7 protein-coding genes and 1 pseudogene are annotated in these 11,823 nt (G+C 65.3%); 4 read left to right on the top strand and 4 right to left on the bottom strand.

Going from position 1 to position 11,823, the window contains the following annotated elements:
- Positions 1 to 408: pseudogene (locus CQ12_RS44980) on the bottom strand (hypothetical protein); the annotation flags it as partial.
- A 76-nt stretch (positions 409 to 484) separates the two neighbouring features.
- Between CQ12_RS44980 and CQ12_RS11275 the strand changes: the two are divergent.
- The gene (locus CQ12_RS11275; RefSeq protein WP_057835382.1) at positions 485 to 1,684 is read left to right on the top strand and encodes an MFS transporter; all 1,200 of its coding nucleotides are present in this window, start codon (positions 485 to 487) and stop codon (positions 1,682 to 1,684) included.
- On the opposite strand, the gene dgcA is transcribed toward CQ12_RS11275, so the two are convergent.
- Positions 1,654 to 2,664, bottom strand: a complete 1,011-nt coding sequence (gene dgcA / locus CQ12_RS11270) for an N-acetyl-D-Glu racemase DgcA (protein ID WP_057835381.1) — start codon at positions 2,662 to 2,664, stop codon at positions 1,654 to 1,656. The two genes, CQ12_RS11275 and dgcA, sit on opposite strands and share 31 nt — an antisense overlap.
- 127 nt (positions 2,665 to 2,791) lie before the next feature.
- On the opposite strand from dgcA, the gene CQ12_RS11265 reads away from it, so the two are divergent.
- The 3 genes from CQ12_RS11265 (at position 2,792) to CQ12_RS11255 (ending at position 5,804) form a co-directional block, all read left to right on the top strand.
- Entirely contained in the window at positions 2,792 to 3,925 is a 1,134-nt protein-coding gene (locus CQ12_RS11265) for an ABC transporter permease (RefSeq protein WP_057835380.1), read from the top strand.
- Positions 3,926 to 3,927: 2 nt separating this feature from the next.
- Positions 3,928 to 4,698 carry an ABC transporter ATP-binding protein gene (locus CQ12_RS11260; protein ID WP_057835379.1) on the top strand — a complete coding sequence of 257 codons (771 nt, stop codon included), beginning with the start codon at positions 3,928 to 3,930 and terminating at the stop codon, positions 4,696 to 4,698.
- A 215-nt stretch (positions 4,699 to 4,913) separates the two neighbouring features.
- Positions 4,914 to 5,804, top strand: a complete 891-nt coding sequence (locus CQ12_RS11255; protein WP_057835378.1) for an MlaD family protein — start codon at positions 4,914 to 4,916, stop codon at positions 5,802 to 5,804.
- A 169-nt stretch (positions 5,805 to 5,973) separates the two neighbouring features.
- Here CQ12_RS11255 and CQ12_RS11250 read toward each other — a convergent pair whose 3' ends face one another.
- The gene (locus tag CQ12_RS11250) at positions 5,974 to 6,255 is read right to left on the bottom strand and encodes a DUF6881 domain-containing protein (protein ID WP_057835385.1); all 282 of its coding nucleotides are present in this window, start codon (positions 6,253 to 6,255) and stop codon (positions 5,974 to 5,976) included.
- 98 nt (positions 6,256 to 6,353) lie between these two features.
- The gene (locus tag CQ12_RS11245; protein WP_057835377.1) at positions 6,354 to 11,699 is read right to left on the bottom strand and encodes an apolipoprotein A-IV repeat region-like domain-containing protein; all 5,346 of its coding nucleotides are present in this window, start codon (positions 11,697 to 11,699) and stop codon (positions 6,354 to 6,356) included.
- Between the last annotated feature and the right edge of the window lie 124 nt (positions 11,700 to 11,823).

Genomic DNA, 11,823 nt, shown 5'->3' with positions numbered 1-11,823 from the left:
CAGCCGCTGGTCCAGCGCCAGGCTGTCGAGCGCCTCGACCGCCGATTCCTCGGCCGCCTCGACCGCGCCACGGATGGCGTCGAGCGCCTCGGTCAGCCGATCCTGCGCTGCGGCCGCCGCGGCGATGGCCTCGGCCGCCTGCTGCGCCGAAAGGCCTTCGTCCCGGCGCAGGCTTTCTTCCCGCTGACGGTTTTCTTCCTTCTGGGCGGTGAGGCTTTGCTCGATCCGGGATACCGCGTCGAGCACCATGCGGGTGTCGGAATTGCGGTTGCGCTTCGCGTATTCGGTCAGGAACCAGCGGCCCCGCGAAGTCTCCATGAAGGCTTCAGCGATTGCAGCATAGTCCTCCTCGCTCGGCAGCGTGGCGCGTGCTGAGATCGGCGAAAGGGCAAATGCTTCGTCGGCCATGTCAAACTCTTCGCGCAAATCAGCGCGCCTTGCGATAACGAGACAACACGATATTGCCCGAATCGCAATTGAATTGATGCCAAGCGAATCACAAATCCCCATCGCTTCTCAAGACACATCCCGCCGTTTCGCGACCCGGGTGGCGCTGTTTTACGCCACGCTGTTCGGCATGACCGGAACCCACCTGCCGTTTTTCACGGTATGGTTGAAAGCGGTCGGGATCGATGCGTTTTGGATAGGCTTGATCACGGCCGTTCCCTCGGTGACCAGGTTTACGGCGTTGCCGTTGGTGACGGGCTTTGCGGAACGCCGCAACGCCCTGCGCGGGGGCATCATCGTCACCTCCTTTGCCACTGCGGTCGGCTTTTTCGTGCTGGGCACCCAGCATTGGCCGGTGCTGGTGTTCCTGATCTACGCCCTGACTTGCTGCCTGTGGACGCCGATGGTGCCGCTGACGGACGCCTATGCGCTCCGGGGGGTGAAGCGCTACGGGCTCAACTATGGGCCATTGCGGCTGTGGGGCTCAGCCGCCTTCGTGCTCGGCGCGCTGGTCTGCGGCCTGCTGTTCGACCTCATCGCCGCCAAGAATCTGATCTGGATCATCGCTGGCTCCGCCGGGCTCGGGGCGCTGGCGAGCCTTCTGCTGGCGCCGCTGGACGATGCCAAGGTCGCCCGCCCGGTCACCGGCGGCGCAAGCGCGCTGCTGCGCGACGGCGGCTTTCTCGCGATCATCGTGGCCTCGGCGCTGATCCAGGGCAGCCACGCCGCCTATTACATTTTCGCGTCGATCGCCTGGCAGCAGGCGGGGTATGACGGGCTGACGATTGCAGTCCTGTGGGTACTCGGCGTGATCGCGGAGATCGTGTTGTTCGCCCTGTCGCCGCGCTTCACGCTGCAGCCGTCGATACTGGTGGTGATCGCGGCGCTGAGCGCGGCCGCGCGCTGGGTGTTGACGGCGCAGGACCTGCCGCTGGCGGTTCTTGCGATCGTCCAGCTCGCGCATGCGCTGAGCTTCGGTCTGACGCAGGTCGGAATCATGGGGTTGATGCTGCGCCAGGTGCCCGGCCACGTGATGGCGAGGGCGCAGGGCTATCTCACCGCCTGCGGCGGCATTGTCGCCGGTCTCGCCTCGGTTGCGTCAGGCACGATCTACGAGATCTGGGGACAGGGCATCTATTACGGGATGGCTGTCATGGCCGCTTCGGGCGGACTGGTGATCTGGCTGGCGCGGGATCGGCTCTCGCATCAGCCCCACAAACCGGCTTCCGGCGGATAGACGAGACTGCCGTCGTAGCGCAGGCCGCCGTCGCGGTCGCGCGCCAGCAGCAGGGGACCATCGAGGTCGACGAACCTGGCCTGTTGCGTGAGCAGCATGGCCGGTGCCATCGCCAGCGAGGTTGCGACCATGCAGCCGATCATGATCTCGAAGCCGAGCATCTGAGCGGCATCCGCCATCGCGAGCGCTTCCGTCAGCCCGCCGGTCTTGTCGAGCTTGATGTTGACGGCGTCGTAGCGCGCGCGCAGGCCGTCGAGCGAGGCACGGTCATGCACGCTTTCGTCGGCGCAGACCGCGATCGGACGCTTGATCTGCGCCAGCACCTCGTCGTGCCCGGCCGGCAGCGGCTGCTCGACCAGCGTGACGCCGGCGTTGGCGCAGGCGGCGAGGTTGTGTTCGAGATTATCAGGCGTCCAGGCTTCGTTGGCATCGACGATCAGTTCGGATTCGGGGGCCGCCTTGCGGACCGCGGCGATCCGCAGCTCATCACCATCACCGCCGAGCTTGATCTTCAGCAGCGGCCGGTGCGCGGCCTTCGCGGTTGCCGATGCCATTGCTTCCGGCGCGCCGAGTGAAATCGTGAACGCGGTGGTGCAGGGGCGCGGCGCCTTCCGGCCGAGCAACGTCCAGACCCGCTGTCCCGCGGTTTTGGCCTCGAGGTCGAGTAGCGCGCAATCCAGCGCGTTGCGGGCGGCGCCGGCGGGCATCGCCGCCTGCAAGGCTGCGCGGTCCAGTCCCTTGGCAAGCGGTTCACGCATCGCTTGAAGCGCTTCCAGCGTCGCTTCCGCCGTCTCGCCATATCGCGGGTAGGGCACGCATTCGCCGCGGCCGGTCCGGTCGCCCTGGCTCACGGTGGCGACGACGGTGACAGCCTCGGTTTTGGCACCGCGGCTGATGGTGAAAGCACCCGCAATCGGCCAGCGTTCGATGCTGACGGCAAGCTTTCGAGATGCGCTGGAAGTCGTTTTAAAATCTGGCAATTTTCTGAACCGTGAGCTTGCCCGCCGCTACCAACTATGGCTGGTTAGGGACAGATTCTACAAGGCAAGCGGCGTGCGGAACCTGACGTTTTTTCAGGGAGCGCATATCTGCCGAAGGGTGGGTAAGGTGAGCGGCGACCCGACATTGGAGCGGATAGCCAGGGGCAACGCGCTGGCGCTGTGCGCGGCCGGCTCCTGGACGGCCCGCTTTGCGCCGATGCTGGAGCGAATGGTCGCCGACGCCGAGAAGCTCAGCGGCACCCGGCCCAACATCTTCATCGACGTCTCGCAGGTGTCGAGGCTCGACACGTTCGGGGCCTGGCTGATCGAGCGGCTGCGCCGCAGCCTGACCCATGGCGGCGTCGAGGCGGAGATCGCCGGGCTCTCGGATAATTATTCGAGCCTGGTCGACGAAGTGCGCCGGGTGAAGGCCGAGCCGGTCGTCGACGCCGACCGGGTGACGATCACGGGCATGCTGGAGCAGATCGGCCGCGCCGTGGCCGGCATCGGCGGCACCCTGATCGGGCTGATCGACATGCTGGGCGCGGTGCTATCAGCAACCGCCCACGTCATCATCCGCCCGCGCGGCTTCCGACTGACCTCGACCATCCATCATCTGGAGCAGGTGTGCTGGCGCGCGGTGCCGATCGTGGTGCTGATCACCTTCCTGATCGGCTGCATCATCTCGCAGCAGGGCATCTTCCACTTCCGCAAATTCGGCGCCGACATCTTCGTGGTCGACATGCTGGGCGTGCTGGTGCTGCGCGAGATCGGCGTGCTTTTGGTCGCGATCATGGTGGCGGGCCGCTCGGGCTCGGCCTACACCGCCGAGCTCGGCTCGATGAAGATGCGCGAGGAAATCGACGCGCTGCGTACCATGGGCTTCGATCCGATCGAAGTGCTGATCCTGCCGCGGATGCTGGCGCTGGTGCTGGCGCTGCCGATCCTGGCGTTTCTCGGGGCGATGGCGGCGCTTTACGGCGGCGGACTGGTGGCGTGGCTTTATGGCGGCGTCGAGCCCGAGGCGTTTCTGTTGCGGCTGCGCGACGCCATCTCGATCGATCATTTCGTGGTCGGCATGATCAAGGCGCCGGTGATGGCGGCCGTCATCGGCATCGTCGCCTGCGTCGAGGGGCTGTCCGTGCAGGGCAGCGCTGAATCGCTCGGGCAGCACACGACGTCTTCAGTGGTGAAGGGCATCTTCTTCGTGATCGTGATGGACGGCGTGTTCGCCATCTTCTTTGCTTCGATCGGAATGTGACCATGGCGGGCGAAATCTCCGACGCCATCATCCGGGTGCGCGACATCACCGTGCAGTTCGGCAAGACGCGGGTGCTCGACGGGCTCAACCTCGACGTCAAACGCGGCGAGATTTTGGGATTTGTCGGCCCGTCGGGTGCCGGAAAGTCGGTGCTGACGCGGACCATCATCGGACTCGTGCCCAAGATCGCCGGAAGCATCGAGGTGTTTGGCGTCGACCTCGATGCGGCGAGTGCCGCGGAGCGCCGCGGCGTCGAGCGCCGCTGGGGCATCCTGTTCCAGCAGGGCGCGCTGTTCTCCTCGCTCACCGTGCGGCAGAACATCCAGTTTCCGGTGCGCGAATATCTGAGGATCTCGCAGCGGCTGCTCGATGAGATCATGGTGGCCAAGCTCGGCATGGTGGGCCTGCGCCCCGAAGTCGCCGACCGCTATCCGTCCGAATTGTCGGGCGGCATGATCAAGCGCGTGGCGCTGGCGCGTGCGCTCGCACTCGATCCTGAACTGGTGTTCCTGGACGAACCGACCTCGGGGCTCGATCCGATCGGCGCCGGGGATTTTGACGAGCTGGTGCGCACCCTGCAGCGTACTTTGGGCCTGACCGTTTTCATGGTAACCCATGATCTCGACAGCCTGTATACGGCCTGCGACCGCATCGCGGTTTTAGGGAACGGTAAGATCATTGCAGCAGGATCGATTGCCGACATGCAGGCCTCGCAGCATCCCTGGCTGAGGCAATATTTTCACGGCAAACGCGCCCGCGCGGTGATGGGCTAGAGCATGATCCGGAAAAGTGGATGCCGGTTTTTCGATAAGATCATGCTCAAATCAAAGAGTTAGAGCGTGATGACGATTCGAAGAAGCGTCATCATGCTCGGAGCAGGACCCCCAAAAGTGTGATCGGTTTTCGGATCGGATCGTGCTCAAACATGAGATAATGACGGGTCTATCGGCGACGCCGGATAGACCCTGGTTTCGGAGTACCTTGAGTTATGGAAACGCGGGCGAATTACGTCCTGATCGGGGCCTTCACGCTGGCGGTGATCGCCGCGGCGTTCGGCTTTGTGTTGTGGTTCCAGAGCCTGCATACCACCAAGCTGCGCAGCCCGATCCGCATCGTGTTCGAGGGCCCGGCGTCGGGGTTGCGCAATGGCGGCAGCGTCAATTTTAACGGTATCAGGATAGGGGAGGTTGTGTCGGTCAAACTCGACAACCCGCGCCGCGTGGTCGCGCTGGCGATGGTTGAGAACAACGCTCCGATTCGGAAAGACACGCTTGTGGGTCTCGAATTCCAGGGCCTGACCGGCGTCGCCGCGATCTCGCTGAAGGGTGGCGAGGAAAATGCGGCTGCGGTGCCGCTCGACGAGGACGGCGTGCCGATGCTGACCGCGGATCCCAGCGCGCTGCAGGATGTCACCGAGTCGATCCGCGCCACGCTGCAGAACGTCAACCGGCTCGTCGCCGATAACCAGGAATCGGTGAAGAACTCGCTGCGGAATCTCGAAACCTTCACGGCTGCGCTGGCGCGCAACTCCGAGAAGATCGACAACGTCATGCTCAGGGTCGATGGCGTGATGGGCAAGGCCGACAGCCTCATGCTCGGGCTGAACACGATCGCGGGCGGCGCCGCCGGCGGCGAATTGAACCTGATGGTGAAGGCGATCAAGGATCTGGCGGAAGATTTCGACAAGCGGTCGGGCGCGCTGATGGCCGACGGCCGCCGCACGCTCGCCGACATCAGCCGCGCCGTGAACAATTTCGATCGCAACCCGACCCGCGTGATTTTTGGCGGCGGCAGCAGCAGTAACAGCCAGGCGGCAGCACCGCCGCCAGCGCCGGCACCGGCCCCTCCGAGGGCACCGAGCGGGCAGAAGCGGCAGTAGGCGGCGAACAGCCGTCATTGCGAACGAAGCGACTTGTCCGCCGTAGCTTTAGCGAAGGCGGAAGCAATCCATAGCTTCCGCGCCGATGGTATGGATTGCTTCGTCGCTTTGCTCCTCGCAATGACGGCAACCTGCAAATCGGCAATGGGTTGGCTGATTTATCCCGTCGTCAGGCTTGTCTGGCGGCCTTCAACCACATTACTTCAAACTCTTCCTTCGTGATCGCCACAGGTTCGAACTCGGGAATTGCAGCAATCTCCGAAAGCGTCGGTATTGGTTCGAGGCCCAGGAAAGTCGTCCCGCGAGACGTGGAGCGATCAGCATATCCGAACGACCCGTCGGGAAATACTTCCACTTTCCTGACCTCCCACCGCTCATCGTCCATCTCGCTGTAAAGCAGGACCGGTGTGTGAGGATTGTCCTGTTTCCAGCTTACCTTGACGTAGTCCATCGCCGTTCCCATCCAGAGAGCTGCATTTCGCTCGTAGTCGGAAAAACAAAACGGAGGCATCACTGCCTCCGTTTCTGACTTACGAGTGATCCGAGCCTTTACCCCAGCCGTCCCGCCGCATGCGCGAGCAGGGTGTAGACCATGCCGGTCTCCGAGGTGAGGTGACTGCGCAACGCCTGCGGTCCGCGATCATCGCGTGCGACCTCGTCCAGCAGCCGTTCGAACTCGGCGATGTAGCGGTCGACCGTCTGCTTGAAGCCACGGTCGGCGCGGTATTTGCGCGAAACTTCGTCGAACGCTTTCTGGCCGGCGGGCGTGTAGAGACGCTTGGTGAACGCCTTGCTCTCGCCGCGCTGGTAGCGATCCCACATTTCGGCGGCGAGGTTGCGATCCATCAACCGGCCGATGTCGAGCGACAGCGACTCCAGCGGGTTGGCTGCGCCACCCTGCTGTCGGCCCCGCGGCGTTTCGCGTCCGCCGGCATCGGTGCGGCTCAGAAGATCGGACAGCCATCCGTCGCGCCCTGCGTCCTGAGCAGCCGGCGAGACCGGCGGGGCTTCGGTGCGGCGCTGGGCGGGCATGGGCATCGGCATGGGCATGCCGAGATCCGGCGGCGGCAGCGTAGACGCGCTGCCGGCGGCGTCACGCATGCGGACCTCGTTGCGGCCGCTGACGGCGGCCATCACCGGCTCTTCCTGGCGTTGCACGCTGGCGCGGCCGGAGGTCACGACGTCGAGGCCGCGGCCATGATGGGCGACGATCCGGTTGAGCTCGGCAAGCGCCTCGATCTGGTCGACGATCACCTTGCGCATCTGCGCGGTATTATCGGCGGCCTCCTGCGGCATTTCGAGCACGCCGCGGCGCAGCTCGTTGCGCGTCGCCTCGAGCTCCTGATGCATCTCGGCCGCCATCTGCTTCATGGTCTGCACCATCGCCGCAAACTTCTCGGTCGATTGCTTGAACATCGCATCGGTTTCATGCGTGCTCTGCTGGTACAGATCGTTCATCGCGTGGAGGGTCTGCTGCCGCTCGTTCTCGGCCGCAGTGCGCACCGCTTCGAACTGGCGGCTGATCGCGGCCGATCCGGCGCCCGCAGTCTCCGCGACCACGCGCGCGATGTCGCGGGCACGCTCCTCGGCGGCGGCGAGCGATTCGTCGAGCAGGCCGGTGAAGCGCGACAGCCGCTGGTCGAGATCGGTGGTACGCAGGTCGATGGTGGTGACGAGCGATTCAAGCTGCGACTTGCGGTCGGCGACCGACGTCGTGGTGGAGAGGTTGGCCTTCTCTACCACGCCGGCTGCGTCGACCAGCGCCTTGCCGTGCTTCTCGAACTCGCTGGAGAGCGAGCCGAGATCTTCCAGCGCCTTGGTGGTCTTGCCGTTGAAGACGGTGAGCTGGTCTTCCAGGGTCTGGGTAGCGATGCCGTTGCGGGCGGTGACGTCGTTCATGGCGGACACGAAGTCGGCCACGCGGGTCACCAGCGCGCGTTCCAGCGAGTTGAGGTTGTCGTGGGCGCCGGTCAGCACTTCCTGCAGCAGGATGTTGCCTTCGCGCAGCCGCTCGAACAGCGCGACCGTGTCGGTGCGCAGGATCTTGCTGGTCTCCTGCATTTCGGTGACGGCGGCGATCGACACCTGACGCGACTGGTCGATCGCCGAACGCGACGCCTGTTCGAGGTCCTTCAGCGACTTGGCCACCGCGCCGGTAGCGAGATCGCCAGCGGTGGTGATCGTGCGCGCGACGTCCGAGCCGTGGGTCGACATCGATTGCGAGAACGCCTGGCCGCGGGTTTCGATCGATTTCAGGGCATCGGCGGTGACGCGGTCGATGTCACCAGTCAGTTGCGTAGCCTTGGTGCCGAGCGCCTCGACCAGCGAGCCGCGGCGGCTGTCGACGATCTGCGCCAGACGGTCGGTCTGCTGCTGAACATAGGTGACGATTTCGTCGGTCTTGCCGGTCATCGTCGAGCCGAAATTGCTGCTCGCGGCGAGCACCGAACGCTCGATATCGGCCGAGGTCGATTTGACCTTGGAACTGACCTCGTTGGTTGCGGCGACCAGCGCGCTCTGTGCGTTCTGCGCGGTGGTCTGGATGGTATCGGTCGTGGAGGCGGTGACGGCGCCGAGTGAACGTTCCATGTCGGCGGCGATCGCCTTGATCTGGTTCGCAGCTTCCGCCGAGGTCGTGGACAGCGAGCTCTGCGCATCGCGCGCGCTGCCGAGGAGGGAGGTGGCGGCGGCGGCGCCGACCGCGGTCAGCGTGCGCTCGACGTCGATCGCCAGCGACTTGACGTGGTTGGTGGCCTCCGAAGACGCCGTCATCAGCGTGTTCTGGGCTTCGCGTGCCCCGGTCGTGATCGATTCGGCGGTGGCGTTGCCGGCCATCGAGAGCGACCGCTCCATGTCGGCGGCAAGCGACTTGACCTGGGTCGACGCCTCGGCGGACACGCTCATCAGGGTAGTCTGGGCCTCGCGGGCGCCAGCCGTGATCGACTCGGCGGTCGCCGTGCCGGCGATCGACAGCGAGCGCTGGACGTCGGCGGCGAGCGACTTGACCTGATTGGCGGCCTCGGTGGAGGCGGCGACCAGCGTGCTCTGCGCTTCGCGGGCGCCGGCGGTGACGGCCTCGGCCGTTGCGGTGCCGGCGATCGACAGCGAACGCTCGACATCGATGGCGAGCGACTTGACGTGGCTTGCAGCGTCGGCGGATGCGGTCACCAGCGTGCTCTGGGCCTCGCGCGCGCCCGATAGAACCGAGGCGGCGGTGGCGTCGCCTGCGGCCGAGAGCGTGCGCTCGACGTCGGCGGCGAGTGACTTGATCTGCGTTGCTGCCTCGGAGGAGGCCGACACCAGCGTCGTCTGCGCATCCTTGGCGCTGGTCAGGATCGAGATGGCGGCGCCGGTGCCGACGGCGGTGAGGGCGGCTTCGACCTCGGCGGAGGTCAGTTTCAGTTGTGCACCGACATCGGAGGAAACCGACAGCAGCGCCTGCTGCGCGGTGCGCGCGCCGGTCTGAATGGTCTCGGAGGTATTGACCACGAGGTTGGTCAGCGAACGCTCGGCGTCCTCGACATGCGACTTGATGCCGGAGGACAGCATTTCGGCGCGCGACATCAGGTCTTCGCTGGCCTGGCGGCCGCTGCTTTCGATCCGGCCTGCCACGGCCTCGATGCGCGAACCGAGCAGATCCTCGAATTGCGCAACGCGGGTGTCGATGTCGCCGGCGAGGGCGCCCACCCGGGTTTCGATGCCGCTGGCCATGTCGCCGACGCGGATCTCGATGCCGCTGGTGAGATTGCCGACCCGCGCCTCGATGCCGCTCGCGATTTCGCCGACCCGCGTCTCCATGCCCTGGTGAATGTCCTGGAACCGCGCCTGGATGGTGTCGGTCAGGTGGGCGCTGCGGCCGTCGATGGTTTCGGTGACATTGGCAATGCGATGGTCGACCGCGGCAATGGCTTGCGCGGTGCCCTCGGTGAGCGAGGAGGTCAGCAGGCTGAGCCGCTGGTCGATCGACTGGATCGCCTGCGCTGCGCCGTCGGTCAGCGAGCCCGACAGCGTGTTGAGGCGGTTGTCGATGGTTTCGGTGACCGACCTGGCGCGGGTGTCGAACGTCGTCTCGAGCGATTTCAGACGGCCGTCGACGGCCTCGTCGAACCACTTGATCTTGCCTTCGAGCGAGTTGTCGAGGCTGCTGACGCGGGTGCCGAGCTGGGTTTCGAACTGCAGCAGCCGCTGATCGAGGGAAGCGGTGATCTCGCCGCTGTTCGAGACAAGGCGGGTATCGAAGGTGTCGACATAGTGCTTCAGGCTGTCGGATATCTCCTGGGTCCGCGCGCCCATCCGTTCCACGATCTCACCGCCGAAGGTCTTGACGGTGCGGTCGAACTCCGAGATGTGCCGCGTGATCAGCGCGCCGAGCGTGCCGCTGTCGCGGGCGAACTTTTCCGCAAGCTCCGCGCCCTGGTTCTTCACCAGCTCGTCGTACGCGCTCATCTGCAGCGCGAGGCTGTCGTGCGCGTTCTCGGTCTGGCTGATCACCTTGGCGACCAGCGTGTTCACGGTCACGTCGAGCGCGTCGCTGGCCTTGTCGCCGGAGGTAAGGATGCGGCTCGCCAGCCGGTTGCCGGCATCGTCGATCTTGCTGACGAGATCGCCTGAACGCAGCTCGAGCTCGAGCAGCAGCGAGTCGGAGGAGTTCTTCAGGGAGTCGTGGACCTGTTCGGTGCGGTCGGAGATGCCGTCGACGATGGTCGAGGAGCGCTGCTCGAACTCGCCGGTGATGCGGTCGATGCGCTCGTTCAGCATCTCGTGGACGCGGTCGGCGAGATCGACGAACTCGTCGTGGACGTGGCCGGTCTTGAAGTTGAGGCTGGTGGTCAGCCGCTCGGAGGCGTCGAGCACGGCGCGCGTGGTCTCGGCGCTGGCTTCCTCCAGTCGGTCGAGCAGGTCGCCGCCGCGCTCGCCGAGCGCCAGGATCATGTTGTCGCCGGCGTGGCTGAGTGCGCTCGTGATGTGCTGGCCGCGCTCTTCCAGCGCGCCGGTGATGCTTTTTGCGACCTCGTCGACGCGCGAGGCGATCGCATCCGAGATCAGCGCGATGTCGTGGCGCAGGTCGATCTGGACGCCGGAAATGGCGCTGCGAACCTGCTCGGCCTGGCCGACCAGATTGTCGCGCTGATGGGCGATGTCCTGCAGCAGCGCGCGGATGCGCACTTCGTTGTCGGTATAGGCGCGCTCGAGGGCTGCGACTTCATTGGCGACGAGCGTTTCCAGTTCGCCGGCGCGCGCGATCGCGCGCTCGACGCCGTCGCCCATCGCGGCGACTTCGCGGCGGATCGCCTGGCCGACGGTCACCATGGAATCGGCAGCAGCACCTTCGGGCTCGGAGAAGCGGATTGCGACCTGCGCCATCGACTGCGCGATCATCCGCATTTCCTGGCCGCGCCAGGCAAGGCTGGCGAGGAAGTAGAACAACAGCACCGGCGCAAAAAACAACGCCGCAAGACCGGCGAGCACCAGCACGCCGCCGCTTTGTCCGATCGCCGCCTGCAGCGAGGGCAGGAAGCTGATGGTCAGCAGGGCGCAACCGAGCACCCAGACGCCGCCAAACACGGTGGCAAGCGTGTAGACGCTGCGGGCAGGGTGGTTCTTCTGGATCGCCTGCAGAATCTGTCCGATGGTTTCGCGATCGTCATTGGCGGCGCGACGGGGGCCGCGCGGCTCTTCGATCGGATCGAACACGGGACGTTCGGCGCCGCCGCGCGTGTCGAACGGCGCATCCGAATAGGAAGGTGCGGCGGCGGGCATGGTTGGCGGCGTAAGTTCGCCGCCAATTGAGTTTCGGTTGGCGTCGACGGAAGTATCACTGATGTTGAGCGCTTCCTGAATGGCAGACAGCGCGACTTCGGTGGGATCTTTAACCTTCTTCGGATTGTTCGCCATGTCAGTCCGAGCCCTCTTAAACGTACGCGTCCAGCCGTTCTTGCAAAAACCCCCGCAAGCTCGAAGCTGGATTCATAACCCCCAACGGACCGCAAGCGTGCCCCGCCGGCAGCCTAGTCCGCAC

It is taken from the genome of Bradyrhizobium jicamae (assembly GCF_001440395.1).
GTDB lineage: Bacteria > Pseudomonadota > Alphaproteobacteria > Rhizobiales > Xanthobacteraceae > Bradyrhizobium > Bradyrhizobium jicamae.
The sequence above is the reverse complement of the archived record's forward strand: the minus strand, read 5'-3'. Positions and strand labels throughout refer to the sequence as shown.

Bases quoted from the DNA above. Each gene is read 5' to 3' on its own strand.
- CQ12_RS11275 (WP_057835382.1), top strand. From the start codon at position 485: ATGCCAAGCGAATCACAAATCCCCATCGCTTCTCAAGACACATCCCGC.
- CQ12_RS11260 (WP_057835379.1), top strand. From the start codon at position 3,928: ATGGCGGGCGAAATCTCCGACGCCATCATCCGGGTGCGCGACATCACC.
- CQ12_RS11255 (WP_057835378.1), top strand. From the start codon at position 4,914: ATGGAAACGCGGGCGAATTACGTCCTGATCGGGGCCTTCACGCTGGCG.
- CQ12_RS11250 (WP_057835385.1), bottom strand. From the start codon at position 6,255: ATGGACTACGTCAAGGTAAGCTGGAAACAGGACAATCCTCACACACCG.
- CQ12_RS11245 (WP_057835377.1), bottom strand. From the start codon at position 11,699: ATGGCGAACAATCCGAAGAAGGTTAAAGATCCCACCGAAGTCGCGCTG.